18 protein-coding genes and 1 tRNA gene are annotated in these 21,886 nt (G+C 69.7%); 11 read left to right on the top strand and 8 right to left on the bottom strand.

Annotated features, from left to right (window positions below):
* Positions 1–26 precede the first annotated feature (26 nt).
* From ACT541_RS11335 to ACT541_RS11310, 6 genes are all read right to left on the bottom strand, one after another.
* On the bottom strand, positions 27–281 hold the full coding sequence (locus tag ACT541_RS11335) for a hypothetical protein (RefSeq protein ID WP_476136902.1): 255 nt from the start codon (positions 279–281) through the stop codon (positions 27–29).
* 92 nt (positions 282–373) lie between these two features.
* Positions 374–913 carry a GNAT family N-acetyltransferase gene (locus tag ACT541_RS11330; RefSeq protein ID WP_476136899.1) on the bottom strand — a complete coding sequence of 180 codons (540 nt, stop codon included), beginning with the start codon at positions 911–913 and terminating at the stop codon, positions 374–376.
* Between the two features lie 59 nt (positions 914–972).
* Positions 973–1,509, bottom strand: a complete 537-nt coding sequence (locus tag ACT541_RS11325; RefSeq protein WP_476136897.1) for a phage tail protein — start codon at positions 1,507–1,509, stop codon at positions 973–975.
* A gap of 46 nt (positions 1,510–1,555) precedes the next feature.
* Positions 1,556–2,092, bottom strand: a complete 537-nt coding sequence (locus ACT541_RS11320; RefSeq protein WP_476136895.1) for a phage tail protein — start codon at positions 2,090–2,092, stop codon at positions 1,556–1,558.
* 47 nt (positions 2,093–2,139) lie between these two features.
* A complete protein-coding gene (locus ACT541_RS11315) occupies positions 2,140–2,649 on the bottom strand; it encodes a phage tail protein (protein ID WP_476136894.1) in 510 nt (169 codons plus the stop codon).
* A 369-nt stretch (positions 2,650–3,018) separates the two neighbouring features.
* Positions 3,019–3,336: a hypothetical protein gene (locus ACT541_RS11310; protein ID WP_476136892.1), complete on the bottom strand. Its 318-nt coding sequence runs from the start codon at positions 3,334–3,336 to the stop codon at positions 3,019–3,021.
* A 52-nt stretch (positions 3,337–3,388) separates the two neighbouring features.
* Here ACT541_RS11310 and ACT541_RS11305 point away from each other — a divergent pair, with 52 nt between their 5' ends.
* The 3 genes from ACT541_RS11305 (at position 3,389) to serA (ending at position 11,561) form a co-directional block, all read left to right on the top strand.
* Positions 3,389–9,271, top strand: coding sequence for a fibronectin type III domain-containing protein (locus ACT541_RS11305; RefSeq protein ID WP_476136890.1), 5,883 nt, complete (start codon positions 3,389–3,391; stop codon positions 9,269–9,271).
* Positions 9,272–9,393: 122 nt separating this feature from the next.
* Positions 9,394–10,197, top strand: coding sequence for a TrmH family RNA methyltransferase (locus ACT541_RS11300; protein WP_476136888.1), 804 nt, complete (start codon positions 9,394–9,396; stop codon positions 10,195–10,197).
* Positions 10,198–10,322: 125 nt separating this feature from the next.
* Positions 10,323–11,561: a phosphoglycerate dehydrogenase gene (gene serA, locus ACT541_RS11295; protein WP_476136886.1), complete on the top strand. Its 1,239-nt coding sequence runs from the start codon at positions 10,323–10,325 to the stop codon at positions 11,559–11,561.
* A 293-nt stretch (positions 11,562–11,854) separates the two neighbouring features.
* On the opposite strand, the gene hldE is transcribed toward serA, so the two are convergent.
* Positions 11,855–13,294 carry a bifunctional D-glycero-beta-D-manno-heptose-7-phosphate kinase/D-glycero-beta-D-manno-heptose 1-phosphate adenylyltransferase HldE gene (gene hldE / locus ACT541_RS11290; RefSeq protein ID WP_476136884.1) on the bottom strand — a complete coding sequence of 480 codons (1,440 nt, stop codon included), beginning with the start codon at positions 13,292–13,294 and terminating at the stop codon, positions 11,855–11,857.
* A 182-nt stretch (positions 13,295–13,476) separates the two neighbouring features.
* Between hldE and ACT541_RS11285 the strand changes: the two genes are divergently transcribed.
* From ACT541_RS11285 to ACT541_RS11260, 6 genes are all read left to right on the top strand, one after another.
* On the top strand, positions 13,477–13,629 hold the full coding sequence (locus ACT541_RS11285; RefSeq protein WP_476136882.1) for a hypothetical protein: 153 nt from the start codon (positions 13,477–13,479) through the stop codon (positions 13,627–13,629).
* Between the two features lie 106 nt (positions 13,630–13,735).
* Positions 13,736–14,131: a DUF2946 family protein gene (locus tag ACT541_RS11280; protein WP_476136880.1), complete on the top strand. Its 396-nt coding sequence runs from the start codon at positions 13,736–13,738 to the stop codon at positions 14,129–14,131.
* A 57-nt stretch (positions 14,132–14,188) separates the two neighbouring features.
* Entirely contained in the window at positions 14,189–15,544 is a 1,356-nt protein-coding gene (locus tag ACT541_RS11275) for a PepSY-associated TM helix domain-containing protein (protein ID WP_476136879.1), read from the top strand.
* 190 nt (positions 15,545–15,734) lie between these two features.
* Positions 15,735–15,809, top strand: a tRNA-Lys gene (locus ACT541_RS11270).
* A gap of 138 nt (positions 15,810–15,947) precedes the next feature.
* On the top strand, positions 15,948–16,295 hold the full coding sequence (locus ACT541_RS11265; protein ID WP_476136877.1) for a hypothetical protein: 348 nt from the start codon (positions 15,948–15,950) through the stop codon (positions 16,293–16,295).
* 189 nt (positions 16,296–16,484) lie between these two features.
* Entirely contained in the window at positions 16,485–17,219 is a 735-nt protein-coding gene (locus ACT541_RS11260; RefSeq protein WP_476136875.1) for a cytochrome c biogenesis CcdA family protein, read from the top strand.
* Between the two features lie 62 nt (positions 17,220–17,281).
* On the opposite strand, the gene ACT541_RS11255 is transcribed toward ACT541_RS11260, so the two are convergent.
* Positions 17,282–18,364 carry an SPOR domain-containing protein gene (locus ACT541_RS11255; RefSeq protein WP_476136873.1) on the bottom strand — a complete coding sequence of 361 codons (1,083 nt, stop codon included), beginning with the start codon at positions 18,362–18,364 and terminating at the stop codon, positions 17,282–17,284.
* A 179-nt stretch (positions 18,365–18,543) separates the two neighbouring features.
* Between ACT541_RS11255 and glmU the strand changes: the two genes are divergently transcribed.
* Positions 18,544–19,899: a bifunctional UDP-N-acetylglucosamine diphosphorylase/glucosamine-1-phosphate N-acetyltransferase GlmU gene (glmU, locus tag ACT541_RS11250; protein WP_476136871.1), complete on the top strand. Its 1,356-nt coding sequence runs from the start codon at positions 18,544–18,546 to the stop codon at positions 19,897–19,899.
* Positions 19,900–20,046: 147 nt separating this feature from the next.
* Positions 20,047–21,876: a glutamine--fructose-6-phosphate transaminase (isomerizing) gene (gene glmS, locus ACT541_RS11245; protein ID WP_476137523.1), complete on the top strand. Its 1,830-nt coding sequence runs from the start codon at positions 20,047–20,049 to the stop codon at positions 21,874–21,876.
* The last annotated feature ends 10 nt before the right edge of the window (positions 21,877–21,886 follow it).

The raw sequence follows: 21,886 nt of genomic DNA, 5'->3' as shown, positions 1-21,886 counted from the left end.
ACCGTCTCCTGTTCATGTGCGGGGGATCAGGACCCGCGCGTCGGTATGACGAGCCGGTTGAACGCGTCGAACTGCAAACTCGCTCCTCTTTTCTTCAGGCGGTCGACCAGACCGGGCTGGATGGCAGGCGCAACGAAACCGGCATTGCCGGCTTCGCAGGCTCTGCAGATCGCCGATCGCCATTGATGGACAAACCGGCCCTCGTAGCGCTGGCGTCCGAAAGGAAAGGGTTTCTCGCAGACGACACAGGTCTCGTGCGGAGTTTCGATCGGGTCGAGCATGGCTTCCTCGCGTTTTGATGTCGCTGGAGGAAGCGTCCCATGCTCGGGTCGAAATCGACAATGTCCAGCTCGCCCGCGCGCCAACCTCCGCCTCAACCCGGCCCCAACGCCAGACCCATCGTCGTACCGACCCCGTCTTCGCCCTGCGGACGGAAACCGAGGCGCCGATAGAGGCGAGCGGCGGACGGATTGGTGTGGGCGACCATCAGCGACAGAGCGGTCCATCCCGCTTCCCGTGCCGACCGGATCGTCTCGCCGAGCACCGCCGTGCCGATGCCGCGGCCGCGGGCGGTCGGCGCGACGACGATGTCGACGATCCGCAGCGTCCGTCCGCTCGCGCGGCGATCGGGCGCGGTCACGAGACGGCCGACGGGCGCGCCGTCGGCGAGGATCACCGAGCGTTCGGCATCGGGAAACTCCTGCGCCGAACCCGCCTCGTGGGCGCGGTACTGCTGGTCGAGCAGGATCGCCAGCATCGGCTCGGGAAGGACCGCGGCGGCGAAGAGCGCGCGGCGATCGGCGACGAAGAGCGTGCGCAGGAAGTCCGCGTCACCGGGCTCGACCGGCCGCAGGGCGAACGCCGGACGATCGGCGCGGGCGTCGCCGTCCTCGACGGCGAAACGCGTCGGCATCGGCATTCCTCCCTCGGGTTCCGTCGACGCCGGGCCGGCCGGCGTCGACGGTCCGCGCCTCACTGGAAGCTCGGGTAGATGCCCGTGGTGGCGATGCAGTACAGCAACTGCAGCGTCGGCTGGTCGTTGGGATGCGACTGGCTGGCTCCCGCGGTGCCGACCGTCATCGGGTTCAGCAGGGTCGCAGGCACGGTGCCCTGGGGCAGGAAGCCGGTCATGCCGGGGTCGACCAGCGTCGCACCGGCGGTCGGCGTCGCCACGTTGGTGGTGCCGCGGTAGACCGTCATCGGGTGGGAATGGGGAGGGATCTCGGTCGACAGGAGGGTGACGGCGTCCAAGCCGAAGCTCTCGCCGATCGTGTAGTCGGAAAGCCCCGGCCCCTGGCCCTGTCCGGCGACCACCCGGACCGTCGTGCCGTTGATGTTGGGCAGCGCGAAGTTGGTCTGCCCGTTGCCGCCGTAGGTCGTGCCGATCAGCGCGAACAGAGGGGTGTACTGCTGGATCGGCAGCAGCTGGCCGTTACAGGCCATCCACCCGCCGGAGGGGACGAAATTGTACGGGAACGGCATGATCGTGCCGATGAAGAAGCTGTCCATGGGGCCCTCCCGGAGCGCGTTCGACGATCTTGGACGGTCGGCGGAATCACCCTTGCGACGGATAGATCCCGTAGAGCGCGATGCAGTAGTTGCCGATCAGAGTCGGCATCATGTTGTCGTGCGGCAGTCCGCCGGCGCTGGCGCCGATCGTCGTGGAGGCCATGACCTCCGGCGTCGCCCCGGTGATCGACGACGTGTAGGGCAGCAGCCCGACGCCGGTCCCGAAGCCGACGGAAGGATCGGGCGTCGCGGTGCCGCCGACCGGCGGCGTGCTCGATGCGGCCGTGAGCGGGTGGCCGTGGGCGGCCATCGCCGTCGTGACGAGCGTCACCGCCTCGTCGCCGCCGTTCTGGCCGATCACGCGCGTCGTGAGGCCGGGGCCGGTCCCCTGATGGATCGGAACGCGCCCCCTGAGGTCGGGCACGGCGAAGTCGGTGACGCCGTCGCCGCCGTAGGTGGTGCCGATCAGCGTGAAGAGCGTCTCGTATTCCGAGATCGGCAGCAGCGATCCGTCGCAGGCGGCCCAGCCGGTGGGAATGCGGGGAAAGGCGAAGAGCATGATCGTGCCGATATAGGGTTCCATGTCTCGATCCCTCGTTGCCGGAGTAACGTCGCAGGCCGATCGATCCTTCAGCCGCGGCTGGGGAAGATGCCGGAAAGTGCAATGATGTAGTTCACGACGAGATACGGCTGCATGTTCTCGTGGGGAGCGTTGCCGCCACTCGCGCCGACGTTGTTCTGCGACAGGGCGACCTGGTTCGACGGCTGCGCGAACAGCGTCGCCGCGGCGTTGCCGTTGGCCCCGAAGATCTTGCCGGCGGCGGGCGTCCCGCGGCCGGATCCGGCCACCGTCGTGGCGGTGACGTAGTGGGTGTGCGCCGGCAACTGGTTCGCCGTCAGCGTCACCGTCTCGGTTCCCGACGAAAGGCCCGGCTGAGACTGCGAGAGGCCGACCGGCGTCCGCCCGCGCAGGTCGGGCAGGCCGAAGGTCGAGCGCCCGTCACCGCCGAAATTCGTACCGAGAAGCGAGAACAGCGCCTGATTCTGCGCGATCGACAGCAGCTGGCCGTTGCACAGTGCCCAGCCCTTGGGGGCGAAGGCGAAGCCGACCGGCATGATGGTTCCCAGATAGGTATCCATGCTTATAAACCCCCGGTTGTTTGGCATTTCGAACAAACCATAGGTCCGGCGAACTGTCCAGCGCGTCACAGAAGTCTGTCGCGGCGTCATTGTATTGTGACGCCGTGTGACGGGGTATAGACTCTCGTCATGACAGGTTGACGCGGAAGAGCCTCGCATAGATCTGTATCATGATTGCAACGCAGCACGGATATATCGCGATCTGCCGTGTCGACCCGAGTCTACCGGCGTCGAACATGACGCAATGCGGCACATCCTTGTTTCGATTGGACTCCATGATGCGCGGAATGTCTGCGGAGACGGCGCGGAAGGAGACCGTCTATATTGGAAAAATATTTCATCAGGTTGTGCTGACGAGACACTCGTGCATTACTCGTGCTCGACACGCCGGTTCGGTCTTCGGCAGATCGCGCGCGTCAGTGGGGCAGGGTGGGGGTCCATGTTCGATCGATCGTCGATTTTGAATTTCGCTTCGGGGCGGGATCGACCGCGCTCGGGTGTGCGATCGATACGACCGCTTCCGGTCGAAGCCGCCGGGTTCTCGCGCGGCTCGTCCCGCGTCGCGCGGCGACCGATCTTTCGCATGGCCTGGTTGGCCCGCGGTCTGCTCGCGCTCGTCCTGTTGATCGTCGGTTCGGTCGCGGCTTCGGCGGCCTGTTCGTCGTCGGGCACACTGAGCGTCGACATGAACGGTATCGCGGTCAACGGATCGAAGACGCTCGACCTTCGAACCGTGGGCATGAGCGACACTGCCTACGAATCCGGCCTGTTTTCCCCATGCGGATCCGACAACACCAACCTGCCGATGACCGCCAGTAGCAGTTCGTCGTTGACGAACGTCACCCTGGCCGGCGTGAACGGCGGGTCGTATCGCATCACGCCGATCGACGACACCAGCGGGAACTTTCAGGGTTTCAGCTATACCATCACGATCCTGGCCGGCCCGACCAGCGGAACGACCGACAGCTTCGACCTGACCTACAAGACGCCGTTCTGCTTCAACCTCACGAACTGCGTGGCCGGCGGGACGCAGGTCGGCTACGCGGAATACGGTCAGACGAATGCCGCCTACACCATTCAGTTGACCAACCTCACCAGTGCCACGCCCGCCTTCTCCTCGACGTCGCTGACCTATTCGACGACGATCGCCTACAACACCGGCTCGGCCTCGGCGACGTCGATCGACGTCGCGACCCTCGGCTCGCCGACCAACTCGCCGACCGCCTACTACCTCGGCTCGTCGGGTACCTCGACCACCGGCACCTCGACCAACGGCGCCTCACTGTCGGTGACCACGGGTGGTGTGGTCTCCTACACGCCGGTCGTCGGCTTCCGCGGCTCCGACACGTTCCAGATCCGCGCCCACAACGCCGCCGGCGATTCGGCCACCGCCACCGTGACCGTCACGGTCGGCAATCCGACGCTCTCGATCTCGCTCTCCGGTTCCGGCGCCACCGCCGCCACGGCGCTGTCGGGCTATTCGATCACGACGACCGGCGGCAAGTCGCCCTACACCTGCGCCACCTCGGTCGCGTCCGGCGCCTTGCCCGGCGGCGTCTCGATCGGCTCGAACTGCGCGCTCTCCGGCACGCCGACCGCCGGCGGCAGTTTCAACTTCACGCTCCAGGTCACGGACTCGTCGACCGGCACCGGCGGCTTCTCGCAGACCAGCGGCACGCTGACCCTGTCGGTCGCCAAGGCGTCGCAGACCATCACCTTCGCCAATCCCGGCGCCCAGAACTTCGGCACCACGCCGACCCTGACCGCCACCGCGAGTTCCGGCCTGACGGTGAGCTTCGGCTCGTCGACGACCGGCGTCTGCACCATCACGAGCGGCGGCGCGCTGACCTTCGTGACGACGGGAACCTGCACCATCGACGCCGATCAGGCCGGCGACGCCGCCTATGCCGCGGCGACGCGGGTGACGCAGAGCTTCGCGGTCGACGCCGTCGCGCCGGGCGCGCCGACCATCGGCACGGCGACCGCGGGCGACGCCCAGGCGAGCGTCACCTTCACGGCGCCGTCCTCGACCGGCGGGGCGAGCATCTCCGGCTACACCGTCACCTCGTCGCCCGGCGGTCTCACCGGGACGGGCACGACCTCGCCGATCACCGTGACCGGACTGACGAACGGTACCGCCTACACCTTCACCGTGACCGCGACCAACACCGTCGGCACGGGTGCGGCCTCGAGCGCCTCCAACAGCGTCACGCCGAAGGGCGCGCAGACCATTACCTTCGCCGATCCGGGCGCCCAGACTTTCGGCACCTCGCCGACGCTCTCGGCGACCGCGAGTTCCGGTCTGACGGTCGCCTTCTCCTCGTCGACGACGAGCGTCTGCACCATCACGAGCGGCGGCGCACTGACCTTCGTGACGGCCGGCACCTGCACCATCGACGCCGATCAGGCCGGCAACGGCACCTGGGACGCGGCGGCGCGGGTGAGCCGCAGCTTCGCCGTCAATGCGGTCGCACCCGGTGCGCCGACCATCGGCACGGCGACCGCCGGCGACGCCCAGGCCAGCGTGACCTTCACCGCGCCCGCCTCGAACGGCGGCGCGACGATCTCCGGCTACACCGTCACGTCGTCGCCCGGCGGCTTCACCGGGACGGGGACGGCCTCGCCGATCGCCGTGACCGGCCTCGCCAACGGCACCGCCTACACCTTCACCGTGACCGCGACCAACACCGTCGGCACGGGTGCGGCGTCGGCGGCCTCCAACAGCGTGACGCCGAAGGGCGCGCAGACCATCACCTTCGCCAATCCCGGCGCCCAGACCTTCGGCACCTCGCCGACCCTGACCGCCACCGCGAGTTCCGGTCTGACGGTGAGCTTCGGCTCGTCGACGACCGGCGTCTGCACGATCACGAGCGGCGGCGCGCTGACCTTCGTCACCGCCGGCACCTGCACCATCGACGCCGATCAGGCCGGCAACGGCAGTTGGCTCGCGGCGACGCGGGTGACGCGGAGCTTCACGGTCAATGCCGTCGCGCCGGGGGCTCCGACCATCGGCACCGCCACTGCGGGCAACACCCAGGCGAGCGTCACCTTCACCGCGCCGGCTTCGACCGGCGGCGCGACGATCTCCGGCTACACCGTCACGTCTTCGCCCGGCGGCTTCACCGGGACGGGCACGACTTCGCCGATCACGGTGACGGGCCTGACCAACGGCACGGCCTATACGTTCACGGTCACCGCGACCAACACGGCCGGCACGGGGGCGGCTTCCGCCGCTTCGAACAGTGTGACGCCGACGGCGACGCAGACCATCACCTTCGCCAATCCGGGCGCCCAGACCTTCGGCTCGACGCCGACGCTCTCCGCAAGCGCGAGCTCCGGCCTGACGGTCGCCTTCACGTCTTCGACCACGAGCGTCTGCACCATCACGTCGGGCGGCACACTGACCTTCGTGACGACCGGAACCTGCACCATCGACGCCGATCAGGCCGGCAATGCCGCCTTCACCGCGGCGACGCGGGTGACGCAGAGCTTCGCCGTCAATGCCGTCGCGCCCGGTGCCCCGACCATCGGCACGGCGACCGCGGGCGACACCCAGGCGAGCGTGACCTTCACCGCCCCCGCCTCGAACGGCGGTTCGGCCATCACCGGCTACACCGTCACGTCGTCGCCCGGCGGTTTCACCGGGACGGGAACGACCTCGCCGATCACCGTGACCGGGCTCACCAACGGCACCGCCTACACCTTCACCGTGACCGCGACCAACACGGTCGGCACGGGTGCGGCCTCGAGCGCGTCCAACAGCGTCACGCCCAAGGCGTCGCAGACCATCGCCTTCGCCAATCCCGGCAGCCAGACCTTCGGCACGACGCCGACGCTCTCGGCGACCGCGAGTTCCGGTCTGACGGTGAGCTTCGGCTCGTCGACGACGAGCGTCTGCACCATCACCAGTGGCGGCGCGCTGACCTTCGTGGCGGCCGGCACCTGCACCATCGATGCCGATCAGGCCGGCAACGGCGCCTGGCTCGCGGCGACGCGGGTGACGCAGAGCTTCGCGGTCAATGCCGTCGCGCCCGGTGCCCCGACCATCGGCACGGCGACCGCCGGCGATGCCCAGGCCAGCGTGACCTTCACCGCGCCCGCCTCGACCGGCGGCTCGGCCGTCACCGGCTACACCGTGACCTCGTCGCCGGGCGGCCTCACCGGAACGGGTACGGCCTCGCCGATCACCGTGACGGGCCTCACCAACGGCACGGCCTATACGTTCACGGTGACGGCGACCAACACGGCCGGCACGGGGGCGGCGTCGGCGGCCTCCAACAGCGTCACGCCGAAGGGGGTGCAGACCATCACCTTCGCCAATCCGGGCGCCCAGACCTTCGGCACCTCGCCGACGCTCTCGGCGACGGCGAGTTCCGGGCTGACGGTCGCCTTCTCCTCGTCGACGACGGGCGTCTGCACCGTCACCTCCGGCGGAACGCTGACCTTCGTCACGCTCGGCACATGCACCATCGACGCCGATCAGGCCGGCAACGGCGCCTGGCTCGCGGCGACGCGGGTGACGCGCAGCTTCGCCGTCCAGGCGACGACGCCCGCCGTGACGTCGATCGCGCCGACCTCGGGTCCGACGAGTGGCGGCACGGTCGTCACCATCACCGGCACCGACCTGCTCGCCGCTTCGGCGGTGAAGTTCGGCACGACGGATGCGACGAGCTTCTCGGTGACCTCGGCGACCTCGATCACCGCGACCGCGCCGGCGGGCTCGGCCGGCACCGTCGACGTGACGGTGACGACGCTCGGCGGCACCTCGACGACCGGGGCGGGCGACCGCTTCACCTATGTCGCGGCGCCGGTCGCCGGCGCCGTTTCGGCGACGGTCGAACCCAACTCGAGCAACAACCCGATCACGCTCGCCCTCTCCGGCGGCACTGCGACCAGCGTCGCCGTCTCGACCGCGCCGGCGCACGGCTCGACCTCCGTCTCCGGTACGTCGATCGGCTACACGCCGACGGCGGGCTACACGGGCACGGATTCGTTCCAGTACACCGCGACCAATGTCGGCGGCACTTCGGCGCCGGCGACGGTGACCATCACCGTCAACAAGGGCACGCCGACGATCACCGTCACGTCGTCCAACGCCGCGCCGGCCTTCGGCGCGCCGGTGACGCTGACGGCGACGCTCACCGGCGGCGTCTCGCCGACCGGGTCGGTCACCTTCAAGGACGGCGCCACGACGCTCGCCACCGTCGCCCTCTCCGGCGGCTCGGCCAGCACGACGGTCTCGTCGCTGACGATCGGACCGCATTCCATCACCGCGGCCTATGCCGGCGACGCCAACAACCTCGCCGTCACCTCGTCGACGACCACCGTCACCGTGTCGTCGCGGCCCGATCCGTCGGCCGATCCGACGGTGCGCGGCATCGTCACCTCGCAGGTGACGACCGCCAACCGCTTCGCCCAGGCCCAGATCGACAACACCATGCGTCGCCTGGAGGAGATCCACGACGAGGACGACGACCCCGACGGCAACGACGGTTCCGGCCCCGGCGGCTCGGGCACCGGCTCCGGCGCCTCGTCCGGTTCGACCACGCCCTCCGGCGGTCGTGTCGCGGCGGCGCGCGGCAACGGCGGCACGGCGACGGCCGAGCTCGGCGGGCGTTCCTCGGGCGGCACGCTGCGCATGGCGGCCTCCGATCCCCGTCCGGTGATCGACGCCGACGGCACCGTCCTCGCCTTCGCGTCCGAGGACGGCCGCGACCGGGCGTCGATGAACGACGCCGGCCGCGCCATCCAGAAGATCACCCAGGCCTTCGCGGTGATGCAGAAGAAGGCCGATCTGCCCTTCCGCCTGTGGACGGCGGGCTCGATCGACTTCGGCCGGCTGAAGATCGACGGGTCCTACGACAACCACTTCACCACGGCGGGCCTGACGGTCGGCATCGACGGCCGCGTCATGGACGGGCTGAAGGTCGGTCTGGCGCTCGGCTACGGCCAGGACCGCACCACCTTCGGCTCGGACGGCAGCCGCTCCGACGGCACCGCCTGGACGGCGACGCTCTACGGCAGCTGGCGCTTCGCGCCCAAGGCTTTCCTCGACGTGACCGGCGGATACGGCGCGCTGCGCTTCGACACCCGGCGCTGGTCGACGGCCGGTTCGGTCATGCTCGACGGCCGGCGCGACGGCCACGAGATCTTCGGCTCGGTCGGCCTGACCTTCGCCGAGAAGTGGGGCGCGTTGAAGCTGTCGTCCTACGGTCGGGTCGACGTGGTGAAGGTGTTCCTCGACGGTTACACCGAGACCGGCTCGACGATCTGGGCGCTCGCCTACGATCGGCTGGAGACGACCACGGTCAGCGGTGTGGCAGGCCTCCGGGCGAACTACACGATCCCGGTCGACTGGGGCACCGTCACCCCCGGCGTGCGGCTCGAATACCGCCACGCCTTCGAGGGTGGCTTCACCCAGCGCCTCGGCTACGCCGACCTCGGCGGCGCCGGTTACGCCATCACCGGCACGCCGGCCGTCCGCGACAGCCTGACCGGCGGCGTCTCGCTCCGCATGATGACGCTCGACGGGATCTCGATCGATCTCGAGTATCTGCTGACCGCCAATGCCGATGCGGTGCAGAACCAGCAGGTCCGAGCCTCGGTCCGCGTCGCGTTCTGAGGACGGCGGGCGACGCGAAGGCGGCAGCCGGGGAGGGGAGCCTTCCCGCGCCGCCGATCGCCCGTGGTCGGCCGCCCGCGTTCGTGCTAGGCGAACCGGCGACGCCCACCCGAGACCGCGCCGTGCCCCGCATCATTCCCGTCACCTCGCCCGATGATCCCGCCGTCGCCGCCTATCGCGACGTGCGCGAGCGCGATCTCGTCGGCCGGCAGGGGCTGTTCGTCGCCGAGGGCGAGGTCGTCCTCACCGTTCTCGTCCGCGCGCGCCGCCATCGGCCGCAGTCGCTGCTGATCGACGAGCGCCGCATCGAGAGCCTCGCGTCGCTGCTTGCCGAACTCGACGACGACGTCCCGGTGATGACGGCGCCGCGTGCCGTGCTCGACACGATCGCCGGTTTCCCGCTCCACCGCGGCATCCTGGCGATCGGCGAGAAGGGCGAGCCCGAGAGCCCCGAGGCGCTGCTGGCGCGCGCGCCCGACGATGCGGTCGTGGTGATCGCCATGGGCATCGCCAATCACGACAACATCGGCGGCCTCTTCCGCAACGCCGCCGCCTTCGGCGCCCATGGCGTGCTGATCGATGCCACCTGCTGCGATCCCTTCTATCGCAAGGCGCTGCGCGTCTCGGTCGGCCATGTCCTGAGCGTGCCGCATGCGCGGCTCGAGGGCGGCTCCGATCCGGTGGCACTCGCCGCCGCCCACGGCTTCGAGATGCTGGCGCTGACCCCATCGGCGACCGAACGGCTGATCGAGGTGCGACCGCGCGGGCGCATGGCGATCCTGCTCGGCACCGAGGGGCCCGGCCTTCCGGCGGACGTGATCGCGCGGGCACGGGCGGTGTCGATCCCGATGGCGGCGGGCGTCGACAGTCTCAACGTCGCCACCACGTCCGGCATCGTGCTGCATCACCTGACGGCCCGCCGCTGAGCGGAACACGCCGCGCCGGTGGCTGGCCAATGGGCGAATCCCGCGCCGATGTTGCATTTTTTGCATTGAACCGGGGGGGCGGTTCGGCCTAGACCGGCTCTTCCTTTCCTGAACCGGGTGTCGTCATGACCGTACGCCTCTCGATGCCGCGCGAGCGCATCTCGATCCTGCTCCTCGAGGGCATCAGCCAGACCGCCGTCGATCTCCTGAAGAAGGCCGGCTACACCAACGTCACCCATCTCAAGACGGCGCTGGAAGGTCAGGCGCTGAAGGACGCGCTGCAGGGCGTCCACATGGTCGGCATCCGCTCGCGCACGCAGATGACCGAGGCGATGTTCGAGGCCGCCGACAAGCTGATCGCGGTCGGCTGCTTCTCGGTCGGCACCAACCAGGTCGACCTCGCCGCCGCCCGCGTGCGCGGCATCCCGGTCTTCAACGCGCCCTTCTCCAACACCCGCTCGGTCGCCGAACTGGTGATCGGCGAGATCGTGATGCTGTTCCGCCGCATCTTCGATCGCTCGGTGTCGGCCCATCAGGGCGGCTGGGACAAGTCGGCCAACGGCTCCTTCGAGGTGCGCGGCAAGACACTCGGCATCGTCGGCTACGGCAACATCGGTTCGCAGCTGTCGAACCTCGCCGAGAGCATGGGCATGCGCGTGATCTATCACGACGTCACCGACAAGCTCAGCCACGGCATGGCCGAGCCCTCGGGCACGCTCGAGCTGCTGCTCGATCAGGCCGACGTCGTCTCGCTGCACGTGCCGGAGAACGCTTCGACCCACATGATGATCGGGGAGAAGGAGATCCGCGCCATGAAGAAGGGCGCCTATCTCGTCAACAACGCCCGCGGCACCGTCGTCGACCTCGAGGCGCTCGCCCGCGCGCTGAAGGACGGCCACCTCGCCGGCGCCGCCGTCGACGTCTTCCCCAAGGAGCCCAAGGGCAACGCCGAGAAGTTCGTCTCGCCGATCCAGGGCCTGCCCAACGTCATCCTGACGCCGCACATCGGCGGCTCGACCGAGGAGGCGCAGGAGCGCATCGGCGCCGAAGTCGCCCGCAAGCTGGTCGACTGGTCGGACATCGGCTCGACCGTCGGCGCGGTCAACTTCCCGCAGGTCCAGCTGCCGGCACGTCCGGCCGGCACGCGCTTCATGCACGTCCACCAGAACCGCCCGGGCATGCTGAACCGCCTCAACACGCTGTTCTCCAACCGCGGCCTCAACATCGCGGCCGAGTATCTCCAGACCGAGGGCGACGTCGGCTACGTGGTGATCGAGGCGGATGCCGCCGACGACTTCGCCGACGACGTGCTGGCCGAGATGCGCGCCATCGACGGCACCATCCGCTGCCGTCTGCTCTACTGAGCCTCGGTCGAGGCCGGAACGACGAGGGCCGGCGGAGCGATCCGCCGGCCCTTTCGATTCCGTGGGTGAGGTGGTGCGCCCGCGGGCCTCATACCGGCCTCGTGAAGTTCAGACCCTTTCGGTCTGTCGCAGAGGCCCTTCACACTGAGGTGCGAGCGCAAGCGAGCCTCGAAGTGCGAAGGGCCGAGTGGTGCGGCCCGTCGACGACTTCGCCCTTCGAGGCCCGGCTTTCAGCCGGGCACCTCAGGGTGAAGCCGAACAGGAGCAAATGGTCGGAATTTCGTACGTCGCCCTCAGTCACCCTTGGCCCGCGCCACGATCGAGCTGGTCGACCGGCCCTCGAGGAAGGGCAGGACCTCGACCCGACCGCCGGCCGCCAGCACGTCCTCGGCGCCGACGATCGTCTCGATCGTGTAGTCGCCGCCCTTGACCAGCACGTCCGGACCGATCGCCCGGATGATGTCGAGCGGCGTGTCGGAATGGCGGCCCTCGGCGTCGATCGAACCGTCGAAGGGCACGACCCAGTCGACCGCCTCGAGCGCCGCCAGCACCGCGGCGCGATCGGCCCAGCCGTTGATCGGCCGGCTCTCGCCCTTGAGCCGCGTCACCGAGGCGTCGGAATTCAGCGCCACCACCAGCCGACGGCCGAGCGCCTTGGCGCGGGCGAGATAGTCGACGTGGCCGGCGTGGAGAATGTCGAAACAGCCGTTGGTCATGACGATGCGTTCGCCGCGCGCCTTGGCCTCGGCGATCCGGCGCAGCGTGATCTCGACGTCGTCGGCGGCGCCGATCGGCGCGGAGGCCTCCGCCAGCTCGTGCAGCGTCACCGCCGCCGTGCCCATGCGGCCGACGACGATGCCGGCGGCGAGATTGGCGAGGCGCACGGCCTCGGGGAAGGAGGCGCCTGCCGCATGGGTCGCCGCCAGCGTCGCGATCACCGTGTCGCCGGCGCCGGTGACGTCGTAGACCTCGCGCGCCACCGTCGGCATGTCGAGACGGAAGCCGCCTTCGGAGAAGAGCGTCATGCCGCGTTCGCCGCGGGTGACGAGGAGATGGGCGAGCCCGAGCTGCTCGCGAAGCGCGAAGCCACGGGCGCCGAAATCGGCCTCGTCGGCCGCACGACCCGCGACGGTGGCGAATTCCGAGGCGTTGGGCGTGATGGCGGTCGCCCCGGCATAGCGGGCGAAGTCGGAGCCCTTCGGATCGACGATCGTCGGCTTGCCCGCGGCCTTCGCCAGCGCGATCAGATCCGCGACCCTGGCGAGCGTCCCCTTGCCGTAGTCCGACAGCACGACGAGGTCGTGATCGGCGAGCGCCGCGCGATAGGCGTCGAGCAGCGGCCCGTGATCTTCGTCGGCGAAGGAATCCTCGAAGTCGAGCCGCAGCAGCTGGTGGCGCTGCGACAGAACCCTGAGCTTGACGATGGTGCGGGCGTTCTCGGCCGTGACGAAACGGGTGACGACGCCGGCCTCCTCGAGGCGGTCGCGCAGGGCGGTCGCGTCGGCGTCCCTGCCGACATGGGCGACGAAGGTCACGGCGACGCCGAGCGAGGCGAGGTTCAGCGCCACGTTGGCGGCGCCGCCCGGCCGGTCGAAGACGCGGCCGACCTTGACGATCGGCACCGGCGCCTCCGGCGAGATCCGCCCGACGGGGCCTTCCATGTAGCGATCGAGCATGGCGTCGCCGACGAGGAGGACGCGCTTTGCGGCGAGATTGCTGAGGAGGCGATGCATCGGCGGTGTCCCGGCTTTTGTGGCCCCGTGTCTAGCCCACATTCGGGGGTGCGGTCCACAGGCCCGATGTCGCCGGGAAAACGCCGAAGCCGTTGAACCGATCGTCGCTGCGGCGCGACCGACGAGCATGCGGGCGGCGAGAGGCGCCGCCGGCACCGGGTCTCGCGCTTCGGAGGGTTCCCATGAATCCCGTGATCAATCCCGTGATCGTCCGCTTTCTGCTCGTCACCGCCGCCTTCTTCGGCCTCGCGGCGCTCGCCATCGACGCGGCCTCCGCCGCGGACGTCGCGCCGACCAGGGTCGTCTCGTGCTCTTCGGCGACGGCGGGGCACTGACGGGCCCGCCGGCGATTTGGTCCGTAGTTCTGCCTAGGGCAGTCTTCTCGAGGACGTCGCCGACGGGTAACCTCCACGCAGGCAATCCTGCCGGCGGCCATTCTCGATGTTGGGCTCCTCGCGCATTTCGAACCGGACCTGGCGGCTGGAGCTCGTGCTCCTGCTGGCCTTTGCCGTGTTCCTGCGCGTCCTCGGGCCGTCGATCGCGCTGCCCGAGCGCGAGGGCTTCTCCGCCCTCTGCACCGGCACGGACATCGTCTATCTACCGAACGATTCCGACGGTGCCACCCATCCGAACGGCGGCGGCGGCGACGACCGCGCCCCGCAGCACATGTCGTGCATCTGGCTCGGCCATCATCTCGCGATCGTGCCCGCCGTCGTCGCGGCGGCGATCGCGACCGGCCGGGCGCTGCCGCCCGAACCCGCGCCGCAGCGCGCCGTCCGCCTCTCCGGCGGCGGCGGCTCCTACCGGTCCCGCGCCCCGCCCGCACCGATCCCGTGACCGCAGCGCCCGACTCCCGCGTCGGGTCTCGTCTTCTCGGATCGGAAAGGGACAGCCATGTCTCGAACTCTGCAGGGCGGAGCGCTGGGCTCCGTCGTCTACCGCGCCCTCTGGCGTTGGCACTTCTTCGCCGGCCTCGTCATCATTCCCTTCGTCGTCCTGATCTGCGTCACCGGCGCGATCTATCTCTTCAAGGACGAGATCAACGACAGGATCCACGGCGGCCTGCGCTTCGTCGCGCCCCAGTCCACGGCCCAGATGGCGCCGTCCGAACTGGTGGCGAAGGCGATGGCCGCCCATCCCGGAACGCTGCGCGGCTACGAGCCGCCGCCGGCCCCCGATCGTTCCGCCAAGGTCAGGATCGCCGGCCCCGACGGGGTCAAGGACACGGTCTTCGTCGACCCCTACACGGGCCGTGTCCTCGGCACGCTGTGGGACGCCGGCTTCGCGGAATCGCCCGCGATGTACGTCGTCCGCAAGCTGCACAGCCTGCAATATGCCGGCTGGTTCGCCGAACGCATCATCGAGGGCGTCGCCGGCTGGATGGTGCTGATGACCGCTTCCGGCATCTATCTGTGGTGGCCGCGCGGGCAGAAGGGCGGCGTCGTCAGTGTGCGCGAGACGCCCGCGAAACGCGTCTTCTGGCGCGATCTCCACGCCGTGACCGGCGTCTTCGTCGGCGCCGTCATCGTCTTCCTCGCGGTGACGGGCCTGCCCTGGTCGGGCTACTGGGGCAAGAAGTTCTACGCCTATTCCTATGCCCTCGGCCTCGGCATGCCGGACGGCTACTGGGACAAGTACCCGGTCTCGACCGTGCCGCTGAAGGACGTCGCCGACCACGCGCCCTGGATCATCGAGAACCAGCCGGTTCCGCTCTCCGGCGCCAAGTCCGGCGTGCCGGCGAAGCTCGACGACGTCGTCGCCACGGTCGACGCGATCGGCATGGCGCCGGGCTGGGCGATCAACGTTCCGACCACACCCGACGGCGTCTTCACCGCCTCGGTCTATCCCGACGACATCCGAAAGGAGCGTGTCGTCCATCTCGACCAGTACACCGGCGAAATCCTGTTCGACATGGGGCTCGAGGATCTCGGCTTCTTCGGCCGCATGGGCGAATGGGGCGTCAGCATCCACATGGGTCAGGCCTTCGGCCTCGCCAACCAGCTGGTGCTGCTCGCATCTCTGGTGGCGATCGTCGGCCTGACGGTCTCCGGCGTCGTCATGTGGTGGAAGCGCCGCCCCTCGGGAACCTTCGCCGCACCGCGCCTGCCGGCGGGCGAACGGATCCCCGCGTGGCTGATGGCACTGGCCGTGGCGACGGGCGTCTTCTTCCCCATGGTCGGCCTGTCGATGCTGGCCTTCGCGGCGCTGGAACTGATCGGCTACGGTGTCAGAGCGCGGCAGCCGGCGTGAGAGCGTGCGCCATCCCTCCGGTGAGGAGGGGTGGCGCTCCCCGCCCGCGTCGCTCCCGTTCGCGACGAAGGGGAGGCGAGGGGAAGACGGGTTCGAGCGCGTCGAGCGACCACGGACCGCCGGCTGTGAAGCGACTTGCGCGACGGCTTGACCGCCGCGCCGACCTCCCCTTATGGTCCGCCCGCGCTGGGGGCCGGTAGCTCAGTGGTAGAGCACGTGACTTTTAATCATGTGGTCGCGGGTTCGATCCCCGCCCGGCTCACCAAAACGTCCGACACGATCGAAAATCGCAACGTCGTCCCCGACGCCGAAAAGAGATCGCGAGCCGGCGAGAGCCGTGTGAGATTGATCTCACGTGTCTCGCGTCGGACATCGCGTTCCGTCGTGTGCCGAAGGGGAAGCCATGCTGGACAGAGTCGGTCCCGTCGTCGGGGTCATCCTTCTCGTCGCCTATTCGGTGGCCTCGGTCGTCGCGTTCGCCGATGGTGCCGAAGCCTGGTTCGATTGGCCTCTGGTCGGATGGCGCGTGTTGGTCGTCGCCGGCGCCTTCGTCGTGCTCGCCTTGCTGCGCCTGACCATCCTGACGCTGCCGCTGATCTTCTACGGTGCCTGGAAGGTGTGGGGCCTCGTGTGGTGGCAGGCGCTGCTCTTCGCGGTCCCTGCCGTCAGTCTGGGCCTGATCATGATTCTCGGCGGTGGCATCGCAGTGGTCTGGGAGAGTTGGTCGCGGTGGCATCGCCCGAACCGATGATCCTCGACGCCTTCGATGCCGCCTTGCCGGAGGCGCCGGGCATGGGTGCCGCTGGAAGAGAGCCGTCCCCGCCGCCGACATTCGTCAATGTCCCTCTGCCGTAAGCGTGATTTCGTCGGCGTCGCGTTTCGGGTTAGGAACGCGCCACCGATCCCACGAGCCAACGATCAGACGAGCCACCCGGGCGCCATGACTTCTGACATCACCCTTCTCGGCACGTTCGGTGCCGGCGTGCTCTCCTTCGCCTCGCCCTGCGTGCTGCCGCTGGTGCCGCCCTATCTCGCCTTCATCGCCGGCGCGAGCCTCGACGAGATGACCGGCGCCGGCTGGGAAGCGGCGCGGCGGCGGATCTTCCTGGCGTCCCTCGCCTTCGTCGCCGGCTTCGCGTCGGTCTTCGTGGCGATGGGGGCGACGGCCTCGGTCTTCGGCTCGATCGTGCGCTCGCATCTCGACGTGCTGGCGCCCGCGGCCGGCGTCGCCATCATCGTCATGGGGCTGCATTTCCTCGGCCTCTTCCGCATTCCGCTGCTCTATCGCGAGGCCCGCGTCCAGGTCGCGCGCAAGCCGGCGGGCGCGCTCGGCGCCTATGTCATCGGGCTCGCCTTCGGCTTCGGCTGGACGCCCTGCATCGGCCCGGTGCTGGCGACCGTTCTCGGCGTCGCGGCGAGCCGCGAGACGGTGGGGCAGGGCGCCTTCCTGCTCGCGGTCTATGCCGCCGGCCTCGGCGTGCCCTTCCTCGTCGCCGCCGCCTTCTCGCAGCCCTTCATGAAGCTGATGCGCCGCTTCCGCGCCCAGATGGGCGTGGTCGAGAAGGTCACCGGCGGCCTGCTGGTGCTGACCGGCATCGCCTTCCTCACCGGCGGCATCGAACGCGTGTCGTTCTGGCTGATCGAGACGTTTCCGATTTTGTCGAAGCTCGGCTGACGCCGGCTTCGACGGTCCTATTATCTCGAAGCTCGGCCGAGGCCCGTCCCGAACCGCCGACCTCAGCGGATCGCGGCGAGCGGTTGGCCGGTGTAACCGGTCACCTGACAGGAGACGCCGAAGGCCTTCATGCGGATGCAGGCCTTGGCCGCTTCCTGCTGGCTCGAATAGGGGCCGGCGACGAGCCGCGCCTCCATGCCGCTGTCGGTCTCGCGCAGCCGCGCCAGCGGCTCGATGCCGTGGCCGAACTCGGCGTAGCGATCCGACATGTCGGACCACGACTTCTTCAGCGAGGCGAGCGAACGGTAGCCGCCGAGGTCGATCGCCGCCACCGCCGCACCGCCGATCGGCTGCGCCTTCGCCGCCTCCGCCGGAGCCGGCGCGGCAGCGGCCGGCGCAGCGGAAGGCGTCGGGGCGGGAGCGAGGGCAGGCGCCACGGCGACGGTGGCCTGCGGTGCCGGAGCCGCGGGCGTCGCCTCGCGATCGAGCTTGCCGGCGGAACCGGTGGTCGCGGCCTTGGGCGGAACGGATCCGGTCACCGTCGGCAGATCGGCCTCGGGCCGCGGCTGCGGCAGACGCGGGGTCGCGCTCGCCTCCGTCGGGCCGCCGGCGGTGCGCATCGGCTGGCCGGCCGCCTGGCTCGCACCGGCATCGTCGCGCGCCGCGACGGTCTCGCCGGGCGAGGGCTGGGACGGCACCGACGAGGCGATGACGGTGATGCGCTCCTCGAGCCGGTCGACGCGGCGCGACATGCCGTCGCCGGAGAGCCCCATCTGGGCGATCCGGCGCTGCAACTCGCGCAGGTCGGCGCGCAGCACCTCGATGTCGCGGATCGTCACCGCCGGTTCGTTGGGATCGGCGCCGAGCACCAGAGGCCCGACCTTGCCCGGTGCGATCACCCGCGAGGGCAACGGCGCCGGCCGGTCACCCGGCACGATCGATCCGGTGATCTCGTCGGCATTCGGCCCGCCGGCCATGCGCACGCCTTCGCCGTCGGCCCGCGGCGGGGCGAACTGCCAGGAGGCGAAGCCGAGCACGACCGCCGCGACCGTGGCGAAACCCCAGATCACGAGTCCGAACCCGCCGTTGCGGGCGGGGTCGTCGTCATAGAAGGTGGCGGTGCCGATGGACTTGCGGGCGGCCAAGGTCGAATCTCGCGAGAAAGGCTGTCGAATCGCTGAAACAGTCTAGCATTTCCCGTTCGTCGCTGCGCCGCGCTCGGGGTGCGGCCCGGGACGTCCGCCGCCTTCGGGCTTGACCCCGTCGTCGCGTCGTAGTTTCCACGGGGGACCGAGCGCCACCCGCGCCCTCCAGGAGACCGTCCATGTCCGATCGTACCTTCCTCGCCGTCGTGCTCGCTGCCGGAGAAGGCACGCGCATGCGCTCGAGCCTGCCGAAGGTGCTGCACGAGGTGGCGGCGCGGCCGATGGTCGCCCACACGATCGGCGCGGCGAAGGCGGCGGGCGCCACGCGCGTCGCCGCCGTGGTCGGCCCGGGTGCCGACGCGGTCGCCGCGGTGGCGTCGAAGGCCGGTGCCGGCGAGATCTTCACCCAGACCGACCGCCTCGGCACCGCCCATGCCGTGCTCCAGGCCCGCGCCGCGATCGCCGCCGGCGCCGACGACGTCGTGGTGCTCTACGGCGACACGCCGCTGGTGACCGCCGAGACCATCGGCCGCGTCCGCGCCGAACTCGCGACCGGCGCGAGCGTCGTCGTCCTCGGCTTCCGCACCGCCGACCCCAAGGGCTACGGCCGCCTGCTGACGCAGGGCGCCGACCTCGTCGCCATCCGCGAGGAGAAGGACGCGAGCGAGGCCGAGCGCGCCGTGAACTTCTGCAATTCCGGCATCATGGGGCTGTCCGGCGCCCAGGCGCTCGCGCTGCTCGAGGCGATCGGCAACGCCAACGCCAAGGGCGAATACTATCTGACCGACGCCGTCGAGATCGCCCGCTCGCGCGGTCTGAAGGCCGTCGCGGTCGAGGGCGACGAGGAAGAGTTCCAGGGCGTCAACGACCGCACCCAGCTCTCGGTCTGCGAGGCGGTGTTCCAGAAGCGCCGCCGCGCCGCGGTGCTGGCCTCGGGCGTCACGCTGATCGCGCCGGAGACCGTCGTCTTCGCCGCCGACACCGTGATCGAACCCGACGTGACGATCGAACCGAACGTCGTCTTCGGCCCCGGCGTCACCGTGTCGCGGGGGGCGCGGATCCGCGCCTTCTCCCATCTCGAGGGCGCCCATGTCGGCGAAGGCGCGACCGTCGGTCCCTTCGCCCGTCTGCGCCCCGGTGCGGAACTCGGCCCCGACGTGCACGTCGGCAACTTCGTCGAGATCAAGAACGGCAAGGTCGGCGCCGGCGCGAAGGTCAATCACCTGACCTACATCGGCGACGCCACCATCGGCCCCAAGGCCAACATCGGCGCCGGCACCATCACCTGCAACTACGACGGCTTCGGCAAGTATCTGACGGAAATCGGCGCCGGCGCCTTCGTCGGCTCCAACTCGTCGCTGGTCGCCCCGGTCAAGATCGGCGACGGCGCCTATGTCGGTTCGGGCTCGGTCGTGACCAAGGACGTGCCGGCGGATTCGCTCGCCGTCGCCCGCGGCACGCAGCGGGTGATCGAGGGCTGGGCGGCGAAGTTCCGCGAGCGCATGGTCCGCCTCAAGGCCGAAAGGAAGGGCTGATCCGGCCCGCCATTCCGCCGTCTTTCGCGCGTAGCGACGGTGGCTTCCGCGGTGTCGCGTCACAAACCGACACCGAATGTGATTTCGATCCGCCGTCGTCGATCGGATAGAAGCGACGTCGACGGATCAACGCAGGGTGTGACCAACATGTGCGGCATCATCGGTATCGTCGGGCGCGAGCCCGTCGCTCCCCAACTCGTCGAAGCCCTGAAGCGTCTCGAATACCGCGGTTACGACTCGGCCGGCGTGGCGACCCTCGAGCAGGGCTCGGTGCTGGCGCGCCGCCGCGCCGAGGGCAAGCTGAAGAACCTCGAGGTCAAGCTCGCCGCCGCCCCCCTGTCCGGCCTGATCGGCATCGGCCACACCCGCTGGGCGACCCACGGCGCCCCGACCGAGGCCAACGCCCACCCGCATGCCACCGCCCGCGTCGCCGTGGTCCACAACGGCATCATCGAGAACTTCCGCGTGCTGCGCGACGAACTCGAGGCCGCCGGCCACGTCTTCGCCTCCGAGACCGACACGGAAGTCGTCGCCCAACTGGTCGACCATCGCCTCGCCGCCGGCGACACCCCGGCCGATGCGGTCGCCAAGACGCTCAAGCGCCTCACCGGCGCCTTCGCGCTCGCCTTCCTCTTCCCCGGCGAGGACGATCTGGTCATCGGCGCCCGTCGCGGCTCGCCGCTGGCGGTCGGCTACGGCGAGGGCGAGATGTATCTCGGCTCCGACGCCATCGCGCTCGCCCCCTTCACCGACCGCATCGCCTATCTCGAAGAGGGCGACTGGGTGGTGATCACCCGGGCCGGCGCGACCATCCACGACGAGACCGACGCCGTGGTGACGCGGACGATCGCCACCGTCTCGGCCGCCTCCTTCCAGGTCGATCGCGGCAACTACCGCCACTTCATGGCCAAGGAGATCCACGAGCAGCCCGAGGTGGTCGGCCACACGCTCGCCCACTACGTCGATCTCTCGGCCCAGCAGATCCGCCTGCCGACGGCGCTGCCCTTCGACTGGACGAGCCTCGACAAGCTGTCGATCGTCGCCTGCGGCACCGCCTATTACGCCGGTCTCGTCGGCAAGTACTGGTTCGAGCGCTACGCCCGTTTGGCCGTAGAGATCGACGTCGCCTCCGAGTTCCGCTACCGCGAGCCGCCGCTGCCGAAGAACGGCCTGGCGCTCTTCGTGTCGCAGTCGGGCGAGACAGCCGACACGCTCGCCTCGCTGCGCTACTGCAAGGAGCACGGCCAGCACACCGCCGCGGTCGTCAACGTCGCGACCTCGACCATCGCCCGCGAGGCGGAGGTGATCTTCCCGACGCTCGCCGGCCCCGAGATCGGCGTCGCCTCGACCAAGGCCTTCACCTGTCAGCTGTCGGTGATGGCCGCACTCGCCATCGCCGCCGGCCGCGCCCGCGGCACGCTCACCCGCGACGACGAGGTGGCGCTCGCCCGCGCCCTCGGCGATCTGCCCGGCGCGATCATGCGCGCGCTGCGCGTCGAGGCGAAGATCGAGAAGCTCGCCCGCGAGATCTCGCGCGCCACCGACGTGCTCTATCTCGGCCGCGGCTCGAACTATCCGATCGCCCTCGAGGGCGCGCTGAAGCTCAAGGAGATCTCCTACATCCACGCCGAGGGCTATGCCGCCGGCGAGCTGAAGCACGGGCCGATCGCGCTGATCGACGAGGCGATGCCGGTCGTCGTCATCGCGCCGCACGACAAGCTCTTCGAGAAGACCGTGTCGAACATGCAGGAAGTCGCCGCCCGCGGTGGCCGCATCGTGCTGATCACCGACGAGAAGGGCGCGTCCGAGACCGACGTGGCGACGCTCGAGACGATCGTGCTCCCCGACGTGCCGGAGATCATCGCGCCGCTGGTCTATGCCCTGCCGGTCCAGATGCTCGCCTATCACACGGCGGTCTTCATGGGCACCGACGTCGACCAGCCGCGCAATCTGGCGAAGTCCGTCACCGTCGAGTGAGACGGACGCC

It is taken from the genome of Pinisolibacter sp. DMC100 (assembly GCF_056313705.1).
Note: the sequence above shows the minus strand (reverse complement) of the source record. Positions and strands in the feature narration are given on the sequence as shown.